This window comes from Limnohabitans sp. 15K (assembly GCF_002778285.1).
In the GTDB taxonomy this organism is placed as follows: domain Bacteria; phylum Pseudomonadota; class Gammaproteobacteria; order Burkholderiales; family Burkholderiaceae_C; genus Limnohabitans_A.
The window spans coordinates 317,341-334,758 of sequence record NZ_NESM01000002.1 but is presented as its reverse complement, the minus strand read 5'-3'; the positions used below and the strand labels follow the sequence as shown (position 1 = coordinate 334,758).

Sequence of the window (17,418 nt, the reverse complement as noted above, 5' to 3'; positions counted from 1 at the left end):
GTGCATGGCTCTCCAGTTTTTATTTATTGTGGCCTTATGTATTCTTCTTGTACAGTCTGGCCATGCACAAAATGGATTTGTTGCGCTGTGAATCGAGGCCACGAAACCTTGCGGGGGGCTTCACCCTGCTGGAGGCCTTGGTGGTGCTGGCGCTGGTCGGGGTGTTGGTGGCCTTGGCGGCACCCTCGGTTTCAGGAATGCGTGCTCGCCACCAGTTGCAAGCCCAGGCTGAGGGGCTGCTAAGCAGTTTGGTGCTGGCCCGCTCGGAGGCTTTGCGGCGGCAGCAACGCGTGGCGTTGTGCCCACGCACGCGCGACAACGCTTGTGATGCCTACGCACCATGGCAAAACGGATGGCTCGTGTTTGTGGACGCAAACGACAATGCCCAACGCGAAGCCGACGAGCCCTTGATCGAGGTGCATGGCGATGTGCCACAGGCAGTGCGCATGGGCGTTGCCAGCACAGTCAAAGGCTATTTTTCGTATGGTTCCGAAGGGCGCAGCCAAAGCACCGGTGGTGCGTTCATGGCCGGTACATGGCGCTTTTGCCAGGTCAGCGCGCCAGAGGGTTGGCAAGTGGTGAGCAACGCCTTGGGCAAGCCACGAATCGAAAAATACACTCCACAGACATGCCCTTGAGAAGGCCCACGCTGGGGACGAACCTCAGCTTTGGACTTCGTCCACCAGGGTCTTGAACTCGTCGATGTCTTCAAAGTTGCGGTACACACTGGCAAAGCGCACATAGGCCACTTTGTCGAGCTTTTTCAGCTCGCGCATGACCAACTCGCCAATGCGGTGCGAAGCGACTTCGCGGCTGGGCATGGCCAGCAGTTTTTCTTCAATGCGCTCGATCGCGCCATCCACCTGCTCCGTGCTGACGGGGCGTTTGCGCAAGGCCAGGTTGAGGCTGGCACGCAGTTTTTCACGTTGGTATTCGATCCGGCGACCATCTTTTTTGACGATGGCCGGGAAACTCACTTCCGGCTTTTCGTAAGTGGTGAAGCGCTTTTCACACGCCCCACATTGACGGCGGCGGCGGATGAAATCCCCGTCTTCGGCCAGCCGTGTCTCGACCACTTGGGTTTCGAGGTGACCGCAAAACGGGCATTTCATCGTGCAGCCCGATCAGCCGTAGACCGGGAAACGGCTGGTCAGGGCGTGCACCTTGGCGCGCACAGCGGCCAAGTTGGCTTCGTCCAGCGGGTTGTCCAGCACATCGGCAATCAGATGGGCCGTGGCGCGGGCTTCTTCGTCCTTGAAGCCACGCGTGGTCATGGCCGGGGTGCCGATGCGCACGCCGCTGGTCACAAACGGCTTTTCAGGGTCGTTCGGGATGGCGTTTTTGTTGATGGTCATGTGGGCATTGCCCAAGGCCGCTTCGGCCACTTTGCCGGTGATGCCCTTGGCACGCAGGTCCACCAACATGACGTGGCTCTGGGTGCCGCCGCTGACGATGCGCAGGCCCCGAGCGGTCAAGGTTTCAGCAATGATTTGTGCGTTCTTGATCACTTGGGCTTGGTAGGCCTTGAACTCGGGCTGCAGCGCTTCCTTGAAAGCCACGGCTTTGGCCGCGATCACATGCATCAGTGGGCCGCCTTGCAGGCCGGGGAAGATGGCGCTGTTGATGGCTTTTTCGTGCTCGGCCTTCATCAAGATGATGCCGCCGCGCGGGCCGCGCAAGCTCTTGTGGGTGGTGGAAGTCACCACGTCAGCGTGCGGCACGGGGTTTGGGTACACGCCCGCAGCGATCAAACCCGAGTAATGGGCCATGTCGACCAAAAAGATAGCGCCGACCTCTTTGGCGATTTTGGCAAAGCGCTCAAAGTCGATGTGCAGCGAATAGGCCGAAGCACCGGCAATGATCAGTTTGGGCTTGTGCTTGCGGGCCTGAGCTTCCATGGCCTCGTAATCGATGGCTTCGTTGGCATCCAGACCATAAGACACGGCATTGAACCATTTGCCTGACATGTTGAGCGGCATGCCGTGGGTCAGGTGACCGCCTTCGGCCAAGCTCATGCCCAAAATCGTGTCGCCGGGCTTCAAGAAGGCCAAGAAAACAGCCTCGTTGGCCGATGCGCCGCAGTGCGGTTGCACGTTGGCGGCTTCTGCGCCATAAATTTGCTTGATGCGGTCAATGGCCAGTTGCTCGGCCACATCCACATGCTCGCAGCCACCGTAGTAGCGCTTGCCTGGGTAGCCTTCGGCGTATTTGTTGGTGAGCTGGCTGCCTTGGGCGGCCATGACGGCGGGCGATGCGTAGTTCTCGCTGGCGATCAGCTCGATGTGGTGCTCTTGGCGGGCATTCTCGGCCTGAATGGCAGCGAAAAGCTCAGGATCGGTTTGCTCAATCAATGTGTTGCGGTTGTACATGGCAGTCCTTTGGATGGATGTGACCTTGACCAAAAACGAAGGGTTCTTTGACAAGGGCTGCCCAGGCGAACGGCTGATAACCCGTGTTTGGTTTTGTTGACCAGTTGCAGGCTGTGCGCTTCCCAGTGGTTTGGGGCGGCCGGGTGGGCCATCGCGTTCCACGTCAGAGTGATCCTGTTCGGTCCTACCGAGCAGGGGCTCCTATCGCCAGTCGCGCACGCCCTAAGTGTAGCCGAGGCGATTTGACCTCCAACCGGGAACTTGGCCCGATGGTGACCGGCGAGGTCACTGAGCCACTCGGCCTGTGGGAGATGCTTTTTCAAAGGATTTTTCTATCATCACTTGCTCCGCCAAGACCCGGTCTACAAACTGGCCTTCGCCATTGAAGCCCGAGGACACTCCGTAAAGGGCCAAGGCTTCTTCTAAATTCTCGGTTTGCTGCATCAGGCCTTGTAAGTGCCGAACACCCAAACGCAAATTGGTCAAGGGGTCAAAAGCGGCCAAAGGCCCACCGAACTGGGCCAATGCCTCCGCGTGGGCTTGCAGATCGATTTGCATCAAGCCCACTTGGCCCGGGGTTGCTGAAACAAAAGGGTTGAAGCGGGATTGGACGGCCATGATGGCCAGAATCAAGCTGGGGGGCAACTGGCTGCGTTCTCCTAGCGCCCAGGCTTCTGCGACCATGGCGCTCAAGGGCTCTGCCGAAACCCGGTACTTGCGGCTGAGCCAACGGGTGGCCAGCAGTTGCTCAGGGGTCAGGGTTTTGGGGTCCTTGACGGTCGAGCGGTTGGCCGCATTGCGCTGAGGGGTGGGTTCTTGGTTTTCCGATTGGCGAAATTCGAGCCAGCCGAACAAAGCCTCACTGGCCGAGGCTTGCAGTTCGGGCTGCGCTAGAAAAGTCAGGCTGACCAAGACCACCGCCAAACCAAAAATGGCCAGGCCGTGTCGTGTGATTTCGACAAAACCTTCGCGGACATCGGTCGCAAAGGTTTGCAGACACAAGGCCAGATGGGGCATGTTGATCGGTGTTGTCATTGCGAGGCCATGCCAAATTGGGCGGATTTTAGGAATTTTAAATATCAAGTCAAGTCTATCAATTACGATAAATAGATTTTTTGAGTATATGCATCGCTGTGTGTGCGGTAAATGGCAAGAGAATGCGCCGTATTCAGGCCACTGCAGCAGGTCTGGCGAAATCCCGGCGAAAATACGGGGTTGTTGACAGCGGGACCAAGCTTTGTGCCTGTGCGCCCAACGACGACGCCGATGCCGTATTGGCATGAACCGAGTTTTAAAAGTTTTTACCGTGACTTCACCTTCCAAGCCCCTTGACCTCGCTGCCCTTGACCAAACCACTGGGGGCGCTTTCACCGCAGCCACCTCGGGGGAGCGCAGCGCCCGTTTGCGCGAATGGCTGGCCACCGAGCCTACGGTCGACCTGCTCGCCGAGGTGTACCGTGAAATGTCGTCGCGTGACAAAGGTGCAGCCAAGGTGCTCAAGGAAAAGCTCGACGAACTCAAGCGCTTGCAAGGTCAAGACGCTTTGGTTAGCGACTGGGCCCTCAAAGCAGAGCAGTTGTTGCAAGCACCCCGTTTGAACATTGGTGACGCCATGGCTTGGCAGCGCGATGCCGCCAAAGCCGGTGCACCCCTTTCGCGCGAGCCGCTGGCCAGCTTGAAGGTTCGTTTGGCCGAAGTGCTCAAAGGCGTTGAAGACTTGCAGCACCAGGTGATGGTGCAGCGTGAATCGGCCGTCCTGTTGGCCCAACGCATTGAAGTGCTGTCGACCAAACCGATCGCAGAAGCCCAAATCGCGCTGACCGGCTTGAAAAGTGATGTGGACCAGTGGCAAACACAAGCCCAGCAGTTGACCACCAACGCCGTCTGGCCCAGTGTCGATGCGAAGTTTTCGGCCCAGCTGGACACCGCTTTGAGCCAATTGCAAGCCGTCTGGCAAGGCTTTTCTGCCGCGTTGGCGCTGGCACATCTTGCCAAGAGCGATGCCGCTGCCGACTTGCCCTCCGTGCCCGTGTGGGCCGACGAGATTCGCCGTTTGCGCGGTGAGGTGGTTGCCGAAGTGCAGGCCTCTGCGCAAAACACCGGTACCGCTGCTGCGCCTGCAGACAGCAGCAAAGAAGCCAAGCCGGCCAAACCCAAAATGGACCCAGCCCAGCGCCAAGCTTTGCGCGAGCAAGCGGGCAAAGCCGTGGCCGAAGTGCTCGAGGCCCTTGAAAAACAAATCACCGAGAGCCAGGGCACGCCCTTGCCCGAAGGCGCAAGTGCATTGCGCGCTGCCCTCAAAACCCACGGCAAAAATCTGGACACCACGCTTGACGAACGTGTGCACTTGGCCCTCACAGCCGCAGGCGACGCAGAAGGCTGGCAACGTTGGCTGGCCGATCAGGTTCGCCAGAGTTTGGTGACCCAAGCCGAAGGACTGTTGGACGCCGAAAAAGTGCCCACCGTGGGTGGCCGCAAGATGCAAGACAAGCTGCGCCAATTGCGTGACAGCTGGAAGCAAATCGACCAGGGCGGCTTGCCCAACCACGCTTTGTGGAAGCGTTTTGACGCCGCTTGCAATGAAGCTTACAAAGCCGTTTTGGCATGGCTCGAGCAGATGAAGAAAGAGTCCGCCGACCACCGCGCCCAGCGCGTGGCCCTGATGGACGAGGTCAAAGCTTGGACCGCCGCCAACGCCGAAAGTGATGACTGGCGTGCCCAGTTGCGAGCCTTGCACCAGTTTGCCGACCGCTGGCGCAATGCTGGTCATCTGAGCGAGAAATCCTTTGGTGAAATGCAGTCGCAGTGGAAGGCGATCTTCAAGGCCGCTGCAGCGCGATTGGAAGCCGCTCAAAAGGCCAGCGTTGAGCGCCGTCAGGCATTGATCAACGAAGCCCGAGAAGTGGGCGCCGCTCCCGCCTTGCGCGTGGACGCTGTCAAAGCCTTGCAACAGCGCTGGCAAGTTGAAGCCCAAGCGGTGCCCTTGGACCGCAAGACCGAACAAAAACTGTGGGAAGTGTTCCGCGCCCCGCTGGACGAAGCCTTCCAGCGCAAAGGCACCGACCGCCAAGCGTCCGCCGCGCCACTGACGGCACGCGACCGCGCCGTGATCGACGCGTCCAAGGCGCTGGATGCGGCCAATGCTGGCGGCGACGCCGCCAAAATTCGCGCCGCCATGGCCGGACTGGATGCGGCTTTGCGCGGCCAAGCGCAAGAAGCACAAGCCGCCGAAACAGTTGCGCCCCAAGCTGTTCCAGCTTTGGCAGCTGAGCCTTCGCCAGAAACCACGGCCGAAGCACCCGTCGATTCAGTCCCAGCTTTGGCAGAGACACCCGCCGAGGCCGATGCCCCCACCGACGCCGCGCAGACTGAACAAACAGATGCCGATTCGGATGCCGATGCCTCTGTCCCCGCAGATGTGCCCGTGGAAGCCGCAGCGCCTGTGGCACCACCCAAACCTGCCAAACCCGTGGTGGCCGTGCGGGGTGACGACCGTCCAGGTCAAAAGAAAACAGAAGCTGCGGGCGGGCGAGATGGCCGCGATGCAAGGCGCGACGGCCGACCCGGTGACCGTGGCGCACGCCCAGGCGGCGACCGCGGCGCAGACCGCTTCGGTGACCGCGGCGCGCGTGGTGCTCCCGGCCAAGGGCGCGATTTCCGTGAAGACCGAGGCCCCCGTTTGGGCGATGCCGCCTTCCGTGCGCAGCGTGAAGCCATGGAGCGTGCAGAAATGTCCCTGCGCAAGCTGGCGGCACAGGCCCATGGCGAAACGCTGACCCGTTTGATGTCTGCTTGGCAAGATCGCCAAGCCGATGCCTTGCCCAGTGCTCAGGAGTTGGGCCGCGCCATCAACACCGCCACGCGCCAAGCTTGGGCACAAGCTGTGAACGCACAGGCCAAGACCCCGGCTTCTACCGCCTTGCTGCGCTTGGAGATGGCCGCCGATGTGCCGACGCCTGCCGACAAGCTGAGCGAGCGCCGCATGTTGCAATTGCAATTGCTGACGCAGCGCAACCAGCCCGGCCCCACGGAAACCTGGGGTCAAGACGTGGCGCAGGTCTTGTCTGGCCCGCACGAAGAAGCCACGGCACGGCGTTTGCAAAACGTCTTGAAAAACTTGTTGCGCGGCTGATTGACTGCCCTCAGCAAAACGGCCGCTTCAAGCGGCCGTTTTTGTATCTGAAACCGAGTGCATACCAAGCTCAGGGCAAGTTCAGCCGCTCTGATCCGCTGTCGCGGTGAAGCCTGAACACTTGCGCCCGCAACGGACTGTGGTCGAGACACCAGTCGCTCAAGACATGGCGCTGGGCCGCGCCCAGCGCATGGTCTGCAGGCCGGTGGGTGTGGCCATGGATCAAGCGATCGGCCCTCGCTTGTGCCAACCAAAACAGGCTCATCTCAGCGTCGGCATCGGCAAAACTCATGCCCTCGTGCTTTTGCGACTCGCTCAAGGCGCGCAAGCTGCGGGCAAATTCCTGGCGCTCGGCCAACGGTTTCGCCAAAAACGATCGTTGCCATTCGGGGCTGCGCGCCTGAAGCCTGAAAGCTTGGTAAGGCTTGTCGTCCAAACACAGGGCATCGCCGTGGCTGAGCAAGAGGCGCTGTGCTCCCAGTTCCAGCAAGCAGGGGTCTGACAGCGCTTGCACACCGCAACGGTTCAGAAAATCGGGGCCGACCAAAAAGTCGCGGTTGCCGGGCATAAAAGCCACATGCAGGCGTTGGCTGGCTTGTTGCAGCACGTCAGCGCAGCTTTGCAAAAAAGGGTCAAGGGCCGCGGCATCGTCGCCCACCCAGACTTCAAACAAATCGCCCAAAATCAACACCGCTTGGGCAGAGGTGCTGGCCATGTAGGCACGCCAGGCTTCAAAAGTGGCGGTCTCCGAAGCCTGCAAGTGCAGGTCGGAGATCAGGTCCACGGTTTGCCATGCCGCTGGCGCTGTCAGCCGACCCAAGGGCGGCATGGTGGTGCGCAAGTCGGACATGGCTCAGTGAATCAGAGCGCGATGGCTTTTTCGATCACAACGTCTTCTTTGGGCACGTCAGCGTGGCCGCCTTTGCTGCCCGTTTTCACGCCTTTGATCTGGTCGACCACTTCCGTGCCCTTGACCACTTTGCCAAACACGGCGTAGCCCCAGCCCTGTGCAGAAGGCGCTGTGTGGTTCAAAAAGCCGTTGTCGGCCACGTTGATGAAAAACTGCGCTGTTGCGGAATGGGGCGCCGATGTGCGGGCCATGGCCACGGTGTAGTTGTCGTTTTTCAAGCCGTTGTTGGCTTCGTTCTCAATGGTGGCATCGGTGGGCTTTTGGTCCATGCCGGGTTCAAAGCCGCCGCCCTGAACCATGAAGCCAGGGATGACGCGGTGAAAAATCGTGTTGTTGTAGTGGCCCTTGTTCACATAGGCCAAAAAGTTCTCGGTCGACTTGGGGGCTTTTTCAGCGTCCAGTTCGAGGGTGATGACACCGTAACCGGTGATGTGCAGTTCGACTTGTGGGTTGCTCATGGTGTTACTTCAACAAAGTGATGGATTGGATGAGGACCGGTGTCCGGGGGACATCGGAAGGAAAAGGACCGCCCGCCCCGGTGGGGGTGGTCCTGATTTTTTGGACCACGTCCATGCCGGACGTGACTTTGCCAAAAACGGTGTAACCAAACAGCTGGGGGGCATTCAGCAGTTGGGCGCGGGCCACGTTCTCGTAAACACGGCCTTGGTATTCAAACTTGGCGACAGGATCGCCTTCGGGGATGGGGGTGGGGTCGAGAAAGGCGTTGTCCACCACATTGATGAAAAACTGCGCGGTGGCCGATTGCGGATCGTTGGTGCGGGCCATGGCCAGCGTGCCGGTGCTGTTCTTCAGGCCCCCAGCCAAGGCTTGGCGTCCTTCGTGCTGCACAGGGGCGCGGGTTTTCTTTTCTTTGTACTGGGCGTCGAAGCCGCCGCCTTGCACCATGAAGCCCGCAATCACTCTGTGAAACACGGTGCCGTCATAGTGTTTGTCGTTCACGTATTGCAAAAAGTTGGCCACGGTTTTCGGGGCTTTGTCGGCGTACAGCTCGGCTTCGATGTTGCCCATCGAAGTGGTGATGCGCACTTTGCTCACATTGGGTGTTTGAGCTTGGCTGGCCATCGGCAAGGCCAGGGCAATCGACAGGCCCAAAGAGGTCAAAAAACGAAACCGGTTCATGGTGTTCTTTCAGCGTTCACTTCATGCGTCATGGCGCTGAAGACTTCAAAAGCTGCTCAGCTGCCAGGCGTTTGGCAGCCGTTCGGGGTTGTGATGGCAGGGCTTTGCTGGCGTTTTGGTAAGCCTCGATGGCCAATGCCATGTAAACATCACCCAGGTTTTCGAGGGCCGTGGCGTAATCCGGGCGTGCACGCACAGCCGCTTGCAAAGCTTCCAGCGCTTCGGCATAACGGTTTTGACGTGCCAGCAGGGCGGCCAGGTTGTTGTGCGGCTCTGGCAGTTCTGGGAAAGACTGGGTTAGGGCCTGCAAGGTTTGCATGGCCGCAACGGTTTGGCCTTGGCCGTCTTGAATGCGGCTGAGCAAGAGGCGCATTTGCGGATCGGTGGGCTGGGTTTTCAGGTGTTCTTCGGCTTGTGTCTGTGCTTTGGCCCATTGCTCAGTCACCACCAGGCGGTTCACATCCCTGTAAATGTCCGCATGAACACCTCCACTGAACATGAGCAATACACAAGACAGTACGAAAGTAAATAGGGAGTGCATGCGCGCCAAAAGGATCGGGTCTGGGCAGCCAAAAAGGGAGTGCAGGGGCCCTGACGGGGATATACTGGAAAGCCATTGTAGCGGAGGCCCTGTGGCCTCAAAGCTGCCTTCGAGACTTGCTGCCCACGTTGATGTGCGCTGTATTTGAGCTGAATTTCCTGCCTGCCTCTTGACTGCCCAGCGCCCGATGCTGGGCCTTGTCTTGTGGGTTTTTTGTTTTCTGAAATTTCTTTGATCTGACATGAGTCTGCGCATCTTCAACACGCTGAGCCGTGCTGTTTCTGACTTTTCGCCAGCCGAGCCGGGCCATGTGCGCATGTACGTTTGCGGCATGACGGTGTACGACCTGTGCCATTTGGGCCATGCCCGTTCCATGATCGCTTTCGACGTGGTGCAGCGTTGGCTCAAAGCCAGCGGCTACCAGGTCACTTATGTCCGCAACGTCACCGACATCGACGACAAGATCATCAAGCGCGCGTTGGAAAACAAGGAAACCATTCGCAACCTGACCGACCGCATGATCGATGCGCTGCACCAGGACGCCGACGCGTTGGGCATTGAGCGCCCCCAACACGAGCCCCGCGCCACCGACTTTGTGCCCCAAATGCTCAGCATGATCGGCACGCTGGAGCAAAAAGGCTTGGCCTACCGCACCGGCAACGGCGACGTGAACTATTCGGTGCGCAAGTTCCCGGGTTACGGCAAGTTGTCGGGCAAGTCATTGGACGAACTGAACGCTGGTGAGCGCGTGGCCGTGGAGACGGACAAGCAAGACCCGCTGGACTTTGTACTGTGGAAGAGCGCCAAACCCACCGAGCCTGAAGACGTGAAATGGGCCAGCCCCTTTGGCGCGGGCCGTCCAGGCTGGCACATCGAGTGCTCGGCCATGGCCTGCGAGTTGCTCGGCCAGACCTTTGACATCCATGGCGGTGGGGCCGACCTGCAGTTTCCTCATCACGAAAATGAGATTGCTCAAAGCGAAGGCGCCAATGGCCAGCCTTTGGCGCGTTTTTGGATGCACAACGGCTTCATCAATGTGGACAACGAGAAAATGTCCAAGAGCCTGGGCAACTTCTTCACCATCCGCGATGTGCTCAAAGAGTTTGACGCCGAGACGGTGCGTTTTTTCATCGTGCGCAGCCACTACCGCAGCTCCCTTAATTACAGCGATGTGCACCTGAACGACGCCAAAGGCGCTTTGAAACGCCTGTACACCGCGCTGCAAGCTGTGCCAGCTGCGGACGTTCAAATCGACTGGGCAGACCCTTTGGCCGCGCGCTTCAAAGCCGCCATGGACGAAGACTTTGGCACGCCTGAGGCGGTGGCCGTCCTCTTTGAGTTGGCAGGGGAAGTCAACCGCAGCGGCTCTCCCGAGCGTTCGGGCTTGCTCAAAGCCTTGGGTGGCTTGCTCGGTTTGCTTCAAACCGACCCGACGGTGTACCTCCAAGCGGGTGCCGGTTTGGATGAGGCGGCCATTCAGGCGCTGATCCAAGCCCGGGCCGACGCCAAAAAAGCCAAAAACTTTGCCGAGGCCGACCGCATCCGCCAGGACCTGTTGGCTCAAGGCATCGTCTTGAAAGACTCTGCCGCAGGTACAACTTGGGAGGCTGCACCATGAGCGCCTCGTCGCCTGCAGTGATTCCCGTGACGCCCGAGTACTGGGCCGAGGCCTGCGCGCACCTGGCCAAAAAAGACCGGGTCATGAAAAAGCTCATCCCCCAGTTCGGCAATGCTATTTTGGAAACCCGGGGCGACGCCTTTGTCACTTTGGCGCGCTCCATCGTGGGCCAGCAGATTTCGGTCAAAGCGGCCCAATCGGTGTGGGATCGTTTTTCCTTGCTCACCAAGCGCCTGACGCCTGCAGCTGTGCTCAAGCTCAAGGTGGACGACATGCGGGCGGCCGGTTTGTCAGCCCGCAAGGTCGAATATCTGGTCGACTTGGCCATGCACTTCAGCTCGGGCACGGTGCACGTCAAGGCCTGGCAAGAGATGGACGACGAGGCCATCATTGACGAATTGGTCGCCATTCGGGGCATTGGCCGCTGGACGGCCGAGATGTTCCTGATCTTCCACCTCATGCGGCCCAATGTGCTGCCGCTGGACGATGTGGGCTTGATCAACGGCATCAGCCGCAACTATTTTTCGGGCGAGCCGGTCAGCCGCAGCGACGCCCGTGAGGTGGCCCAAGCCTGGAGCCCCTACGCCACGGTGGCGACTTGGTATATTTGGCGCTCGCTGGACCCGGTTCCGGTGGCCTATTGAGGGGTTGGACGCTGCGTCCACCCGAAAACTGAACAGAGGAGTTCCACTTGGCCAAAAAAACATTTCTCGACTTTGAGCAACCTGTTGCCGAACTCGAAGCCAAGATCGAAGAGTTGCGTTACGTGCAGACCGAGTCGGCGGTGGACATCACCCTCGAAATCGAGCAGTTGAGCAAGAAAAGCCAGCAGCTGACCAAAGACATTTACAGCGACTTGACCCCGTGGCAAGTCACAAAAATTTCGCGCCACCCTGAGCGTCCTTACACGCTGGACTACATCCACGGCATCTTCACCGACTTTGTCGAGATGCACGGCGACCGCCACTTTGCCGATGATTTGTCCATTGTGGGCGGCTTGGCCCGTTTCAACGGTCAGGCCTGCATGGTGCTGGGTCAGCAAAAAGGGCGCGACACCAAAGAACGCACGCTGCGCAACTTTGGCATGAGCAAGCCCGAGGGCTACCGCAAAGCGCTGCGCCTCATGAAGACCGCCGAAAAATTCAAGTTGCCTGTTTTCACTTTTGTGGACACGCCAGGCGCTTACCCCGGCATCGACGCCGAAGAGCGCGGTCAGTCCGAAGCCATTGGCCGCAACATATTCGAGATGGCCCAGTTGGAAGTGCCGATCATCACCACCATCATCGGCGAAGGTGGCTCGGGCGGTGCATTGGCCATTTCGGTCGCCGACCAAGTGCTGATGCTGCAGTATTCGGTGTATTCGGTCATCAGCCCGGAGGGTTGTGCCTCGATTTTGTGGAAAACCAGCGACAAAGCCGAAGTCGCGGCAGATGCCTTGGGCATCACTGCCCACCGCCTCAAGGCCTTGGGCCTGATCGACAAGATCGTCAACGAACCTGTGGGCGGCGCTCACCGTGACACCGACCAGATGGTCTCTTTCCTCAAGCGTGCTCTGGCCGATGCCTGGCGTCAGTTGGCCGATCTCAAACCCAAAGAGCTGCTGGATCGCCGTTATGAACGCCTGAACAGCTACGGCCGTTTCACCGACACCAAAGCCGGCAAGTAAGCGCTGAGCTGAGGCGTCTGGCTCCCCACATGGCCAAACCATCGGCGCACCCCCTAGAACAGGCCCTGGCTGATTTCAGCCCGGGCCTTCCTTTTGCAGTGGCCTTCAGCGGCGGGGCCGATTCGACCGCCTTGCTGTTGGCGTGCGCGCAGCGTTGGCCAGGGCAGGTGAGGGCGGTGCACATCCACCACGGCTTGCAAGATGCGGCCGATGCTTTTGAAGCCCATTGCCGTGACCTGTGCCAACAACTGAACGTGCCTTTGGCTGTGCGCCGGGTGCAAGCTGGCCATGCCCCAGGTCAAAGCCCCGAAGACGCCGCTCGCAAAGCCCGTTATGCGGCACTGGCCGAAGCGGTGCACAGCGAATGGCCAGACGTACCAGACATTGCTCTGGCCCAACATGCCGATGACCAGGTAGAGACTTTGCTCATCGCCTTGTCGCGTGGCGCAGGCTTGCCCGGCTTGGCCAGCATGCCGGCGCAGTGGAGGCGCCAGGGCCTGAACTGGCACCGCCCCTGCTTGGCTGTGCCGGGCGCAGCGTTGCGCGAATGGCTCAAGGAACAAGCGCAACCCCAAAGCTGGGTTGAAGACCCCAGCAACACCGACGAGCGCTACACCCGCAACCGCATCCGCGCCCGCGTCTTGCCCGCATTGGCCGAGGCTTTGCCCGCTTTTCGCGAAACCTTTGCACGCAGTGCCGCGCATGCCGCACAGGCGCAAGAGGTCTTGAACGAGGTGGCTGCAATGGACCTGGCGCAAGTGGGCGTGCCCCCATGCATTCAGGCTTTGCAGCAACTCAGCCGTGCCCGCCAAGCGCTGGTGTTGCGCCACTGGCTGCGTCAACACCATGCCACCACGCCCAGCACGGCTCAACTGCATGAATTGCTCGACCAAGTGGCGGCGTGCACGACCCGGGGGCATCAACTGCACCTGAAGGTGGGGCAGGGCTTTGTCGAGCGAAAGGGCCAGCATTTGGCTTGGACGGGTCAAGAAAACGTCAGGCCGATGGGTACAATCTAGGGTTTTTCCGGAGCCAGCGACAAGGATTCTTGGCGTTGCGTGGCCGGTTTCACCATCACTTGAACCTTACACATGGCTTTGATCGTTCACAAATACGGCGGCACCTCGATGGGCTCGACCGAGCGCATCCGCAATGTCGCCAAGCGCGTGGCCAAATGGGCCCGTGCTGGCCACCAGATTGTCGTGGTCCCCAGCGCCATGAGCGGCGAAACCAACCGCCTGCTCGGCCTGGCCAAAGAATTGGCCCCCGCCAAACCTGGCGATGACTACAGCCGTGAGCTCGACATGCTCGCCTCCACAGGTGAGCAAGCATCTTCAGCCTTGTTGGCCATTGCCTTGCAATCAGAAGGCCAGCCTTCGGTCAGTTATGCCGGTTGGCAAGTGGCCATCAAGACCAACAGCGCCTTCACCAAAGCCCGTATCGAGTCGATCGACGATGCCCGCGTGATGGGCGATCTGAACGCCGGCAAAGTGGTCATCATCACGGGCTTCCAAGGCGTGGACGACAACGGCAACATCACCACGCTGGGCCGTGGCGGCTCTGACACCTCGGCTGTGGCCGTGGCTGCTGCCCTCAAAGCCGACGAATGCCTGATCTACACCGATGTGGATGGCGTTTATACGACTGACCCCCGCGTGGTGCCCGAAGCGCGTCGCCTTCACACCGTGAGCTTTGAGGAGATGCTGGAGATGGCGTCTCTGGGCTCCAAGGTCCTGCAAATCCGCTCGGTGGAGTTTGCTGGCAAATACAAAGTGCCCATGCGTGTGCTGTCAAGCTTCACGCCCTGGGACATTGACATCAACGAAGAAGCCGCCTCCGGCACCCTGATCACTTTTGAGGAAGACGAACAAATGGAACAAGCCGTCGTTTCTGGCATCGCATTCAACCGCGACGAAGCCAAAATTTCCGTGTTGGGCGTGCCCGACAAGCCCGGCATTGCCTACCAAATTTTGGGCGCAGTGGCCGATGCCAACATTGAAGTGGACGTGATCATCCAGAACCTGAGCAAAGACGGCAAGACCGACTTCAGCTTCACGGTGCACCGCAACGACTACGCCAAGACCATCGATCTGCTCAAGGAAAAAGTCTTGCCCGCACTGGGTGCGGCCGAAGTGTCGGGCGACGCCAAGATCTGCAAAGTGTCCATCGTCGGCATCGGCATGCGAAGCCATGTGGGCGTGGCCAGCAAGATGTTCCGCAGCCTGAGCGAAGAGGGCATCAACATCCAAATGATCTCCACATCGGAAATCAAGACCTCGGTCGTGATCGACGAAAAATACATGGAATTGGCGGTGCGCGCCCTGCACAAAGCCTTCGATCTGGACCAAGCCTAAGTTATAATTTCATCTACTGGAAACGTGACCGAGTGGCCGAAGGTGCTCCCCTGCTAAGGGAGTATGGGGTGTAGAGCCTCATCGAGGGTTCGAATCCCTCCGTTTCCGCCAGTACAAAGACCTCAAACCTGCTCAGCAGGCCTTGAGGCAGCCTCAGGCCCCGCACCACGCGGGGCTTTTTGCTTTGGGCTCCTGACTGCAACCTCATGCAGCGGCCCGGCAAAGACGTCTCAAACCCCGTTTGTCTCAAAACCTCATGACTTTTTCGGACTTGGTTCCGAGCCGTGAAATTGCAGGATTCTGCAAAACGTGCTTTGAACCAAGCCGAACGAATTTTCTTTGTTCAGAGGGTTTTGGTAGTCAACCTATTCACAAGAAGATGTGGCTATGTGGTTCGGGCCATCCAAAGAGTTTTTGTATTACAATTAACTGCTAGTTAGATGAATGCGAAAAAATTGCCAAGGAGTATTCAATGGGACGGCCGCTGTTAGCACAAACTCGCGAAAACGTAACGAGCATCAGACTCACTACAAACGAACGACAAGAGATGGAAGATGTCTCTGCATCTCTTGGATTTAAGTCTCTTGGTGACTACTTACGACATTTGCATAACGTCTCCATGGCCCCGGCCCGAAAGCAGCAAGAGGAATTACATGGCAGAGACTTTGGCAAGTTAATTGAAGCCCACAAGACATCGCAGGGAAGGATATTGCAAGGCAACTCGCTTGAATATTTACATCATGTTGCAAAGCCTGAGTCAGTAAACCTGATCATGACTTCTCCGCCGTTCGGCCTTGTGCGAAAAAAAAGTTATGGAAATGAAGATGCGGCAGGGTATTGCGAATGGTTTAGACCCTTCGCAGAAGGGTTCCATAGAGTCCTAAAGTCGGATGGCAGTTTGGTTATCGACATCGGCGGTGCCTGGAAGTCTGGAACTCCAACTAGGTCTCTGTACCACTTTAAGCTCTTAGTGATGCTGTGCGAAGAGTACGGGTTTCATCTGGCACAAGAACACTACTGGTGGAATCCTGCAAAATTACCTAGTCCTGCAGAATGGGTCAATGTGAGAAGAGTTAGAGTGAAGGATGCGGTCAATTGTGTCTGGTGGCTTTCTAAAACGCCTTTCCCCAAAGCAAGTAACAAACGCGTATTAGCTCCTTATTCGGACTCTATGAAAGGACTTCTAAAAAATGGCTATGACGCGAAGCTGAGACCTTCCGGGCATGACATATCGGACAAGTTTTCCAAAGATAACGGTGGAGCTGTTCCTCCAAACTTATTGGCAATAGCAAACACCGAAAGCAACGGTGTTTACCAAGACTATTGTCGTGAAAATGGCATCGATATCCATCCCGCTAGATTTCCTGCGCTGTTACCAGAATACTTCATTCGTATGCTTACCGATCCTGGTGATATGGTTCTGGATCCCTTCGGTGGGTCTTGCGTAACTGGAATGGTGGCCGAGAATTTAAAGCGAAAATGGGCATGCATTGAGCTGTCCAGTGAATACATCCGAGGGGGAATGGCGCGGTTCCAGTCTGCGACTCAAGAAAATGTAAAAGGGAAGCCATCTCTGTACTCGATAAACACACCCTGCGCTCAGCCAATAGACGAGTCTCAGGTTCCACTTCATCCCAATGGGGGCGAGACTAGGTAGTAAGAGTTCTGGTGCAAACTCGACGGGCCAATTCAAGTAGTCTTCCCCGTGCCATCTCTTCGAATTCAGTGATGATCATCTGGTCAGGTGAAGTCGTTACAGGTCTAAATACAAAGAGTTTGCGCATGACTACTGCACAGTTAAACAAAGGCGTTTCTTCAAAGCTAGGTCCTTTTTTTGATTCATTTCGACATAGGCTTACTAATGATTCTGTGGCCAGCCTGATCGTTTCGTTCTCATGGTTTGCCTCTGACGCAACTGCGCATTGAATGAATGAGATGCTTGTGGCGGTTCGCGTATCTTTTGTCGATACGGTCGCTTGAAAGTGATCTGAAATGATGTTTATAGGGTTGTGCCAGCCAACAGCATAAGGCCCAACTATGGCCATAACCCCATCGGATGCGACATCAGAGTTCCACTTCAGAGGGTAACCACTCGCAATAGATAAAGCCTCTGCCATAGCTAGGCCGCCTGCTAGTTCCAGACGGCGCTGATTATTCAGGCGTTCTATCAAAGCTTGTGAAACTATCCGTCTCACTGCAAACGGAGCTAGCCGTCTTAGCCCTTCGTAAATGCGTAATGTATCTCCAGCCTTTGGATGTAGGCCAGATTTACTGCGACGTGCGCTATTTATCGCTGCCTCACCTGGGGGCGATCGTCCGAGTTTTCCTGAGGCCGAATCTTTGAGCATGGGAGTGGCAAGTGCGGTCTTTTGGACAGCGAGCCGCTCATCAAGAAACTGTTTGGTATGGCTGAAGCACTGTTTGCTATCAAGTGCCTTCAAAATTTCATCGCGAGCGAGCTTCAAAGCCCAAGCTACGACCTTTCGCCTATCCAGAGACTCTTTTGAAGGGACCACTTCATTGATAACAAATAAGCTTAGGTCTGCAGTTAAGTGCTGTTGCAGTAAGGTTTCACGTGCGTCGATTGATCCGGATATTTGCCCAAATTGAACTGCTGACTCCAATGATTCACTCTGATGCATACCCCAACGATGGCTGATAGCACCTTTAGCAATTTCAAACATGTCG

At 57.8% G+C, this 17,418-nt stretch carries 16 protein-coding genes, 1 tRNA gene and 1 riboswitch; of the genes, 9 read left to right on the top strand and 8 right to left on the bottom strand.

Translation table 11 applies throughout. The features are described 5' to 3' along the window. Positions 1-71 precede the first annotated feature (71 nt). Positions 72-638 carry a GspH/FimT family protein gene (locus B9Z40_RS10380; protein ID WP_233204871.1) on the top strand — a complete coding sequence of 189 codons (567 nt, stop codon included), beginning with the start codon at positions 72-74 and terminating at the stop codon, positions 636-638. 24 nt (positions 639-662) lie between these two features. On the opposite strand, the gene nrdR is transcribed toward B9Z40_RS10380, so the two are convergent. The 3 genes from nrdR to B9Z40_RS10365 all read right to left on the bottom strand — a co-directional run bounded on the left by nrdR (position 663) and on the right by B9Z40_RS10365 (position 3,404). Next, complete coding sequence (gene nrdR, locus B9Z40_RS10375) at positions 663-1,112, bottom strand: transcriptional regulator NrdR (protein WP_100173278.1); 450 nt, start codon at positions 1,110-1,112, stop codon at positions 663-665. 12 nt (positions 1,113-1,124) lie between these two features. Continuing rightward, positions 1,125-2,369, bottom strand: coding sequence for a serine hydroxymethyltransferase (gene glyA, locus B9Z40_RS10370; protein WP_100173277.1), 1,245 nt, complete (start codon positions 2,367-2,369; stop codon positions 1,125-1,127). Positions 2,370-2,421: 52 nt separating this feature from the next. Further along, positions 2,422-2,594, bottom strand: a riboswitch (ZMP/ZTP riboswitch). A 60-nt stretch (positions 2,595-2,654) separates the two neighbouring features. Next, the gene (locus tag B9Z40_RS10365; RefSeq protein ID WP_158238079.1) at positions 2,655-3,404 is read right to left on the bottom strand and encodes a lytic transglycosylase domain-containing protein; all 750 of its coding nucleotides are present in this window, start codon (positions 3,402-3,404) and stop codon (positions 2,655-2,657) included. Positions 3,405-3,648: 244 nt separating this feature from the next. On the opposite strand from B9Z40_RS10365, the gene B9Z40_RS10360 reads away from it, so the two are divergent. Next, positions 3,649-6,501, top strand: a complete 2,853-nt coding sequence (locus tag B9Z40_RS10360; protein WP_100173275.1) for a DUF349 domain-containing protein — start codon at positions 3,649-3,651, stop codon at positions 6,499-6,501. Positions 6,502-6,571: 70 nt separating this feature from the next. Here B9Z40_RS10360 and B9Z40_RS10355 read toward each other — a convergent pair whose 3' ends face one another. The 4 genes from B9Z40_RS10355 to B9Z40_RS10340 are packed head-to-tail and all read right to left on the bottom strand — an operon-like array spanning position 6,572 to position 9,092. Next, the gene (locus B9Z40_RS10355; protein WP_100173274.1) at positions 6,572-7,351 is read right to left on the bottom strand and encodes a UDP-2,3-diacylglucosamine diphosphatase; all 780 of its coding nucleotides are present in this window, start codon (positions 7,349-7,351) and stop codon (positions 6,572-6,574) included. A gap of 11 nt (positions 7,352-7,362) precedes the next feature. Then, positions 7,363-7,869 (bottom strand): peptidylprolyl isomerase, encoded by a 507-nt coding sequence (locus tag B9Z40_RS10350; protein ID WP_100173273.1) that lies wholly within the window; start codon positions 7,867-7,869, stop codon positions 7,363-7,365. A 4-nt stretch (positions 7,870-7,873) separates the two neighbouring features. Next, positions 7,874-8,551 (bottom strand): peptidylprolyl isomerase, encoded by a 678-nt coding sequence (locus B9Z40_RS10345; protein ID WP_100173272.1) that lies wholly within the window; start codon positions 8,549-8,551, stop codon positions 7,874-7,876. 28 nt (positions 8,552-8,579) lie between these two features. Further along, entirely contained in the window at positions 8,580-9,092 is a 513-nt protein-coding gene (locus B9Z40_RS10340; RefSeq protein ID WP_100173271.1) for a tetratricopeptide repeat protein, read from the bottom strand. A 241-nt stretch (positions 9,093-9,333) separates the two neighbouring features. Here B9Z40_RS10340 and cysS point away from each other — a divergent pair, with 241 nt between their 5' ends. The 7 genes from cysS (at position 9,334) to B9Z40_RS10305 (ending at position 16,387) form a co-directional block, all read left to right on the top strand. Continuing rightward, positions 9,334-10,710, top strand: coding sequence for a cysteine--tRNA ligase (gene cysS, locus B9Z40_RS10335; protein WP_100173270.1), 1,377 nt, complete (start codon positions 9,334-9,336; stop codon positions 10,708-10,710). Continuing rightward, a complete protein-coding gene (locus B9Z40_RS10330) occupies positions 10,707-11,354 on the top strand; it encodes a DNA-3-methyladenine glycosylase (RefSeq protein WP_100173269.1) in 648 nt (215 codons plus the stop codon). Before cysS ends, B9Z40_RS10330 begins: the two co-directional genes overlap by 4 nt. A gap of 47 nt (positions 11,355-11,401) precedes the next feature. Further along, positions 11,402-12,376, top strand: a complete 975-nt coding sequence (locus B9Z40_RS10325; protein WP_100173268.1) for an acetyl-CoA carboxylase carboxyltransferase subunit alpha — start codon at positions 11,402-11,404, stop codon at positions 12,374-12,376. 29 nt (positions 12,377-12,405) lie between these two features. Next, entirely contained in the window at positions 12,406-13,395 is a 990-nt protein-coding gene (gene tilS / locus B9Z40_RS10320) for a tRNA lysidine(34) synthetase TilS (protein ID WP_100173267.1), read from the top strand. 72 nt (positions 13,396-13,467) lie between these two features. Continuing rightward, the gene (locus B9Z40_RS10315) at positions 13,468-14,730 is read left to right on the top strand and encodes an aspartate kinase (RefSeq protein ID WP_100173266.1); all 1,263 of its coding nucleotides are present in this window, start codon (positions 13,468-13,470) and stop codon (positions 14,728-14,730) included. 18 nt (positions 14,731-14,748) lie between these two features. Next, positions 14,749-14,841: transfer RNA gene (locus B9Z40_RS10310), tRNA-Ser, on the top strand. 361 nt (positions 14,842-15,202) lie between these two features. After that, positions 15,203-16,387, top strand: a complete 1,185-nt coding sequence (locus tag B9Z40_RS10305; RefSeq protein WP_199172542.1) for a site-specific DNA-methyltransferase — start codon at positions 15,203-15,205, stop codon at positions 16,385-16,387. On the opposite strand, the gene B9Z40_RS17110 is transcribed toward B9Z40_RS10305, so the two are convergent. After that, positions 16,380-17,414: a hypothetical protein gene (locus B9Z40_RS17110; protein WP_143473964.1), complete on the bottom strand. Its 1,035-nt coding sequence runs from the start codon at positions 17,412-17,414 to the stop codon at positions 16,380-16,382. The genes B9Z40_RS10305 and B9Z40_RS17110 overlap by 8 nt on opposite strands. Positions 17,415-17,418: the final 4 nt, after the last annotated feature.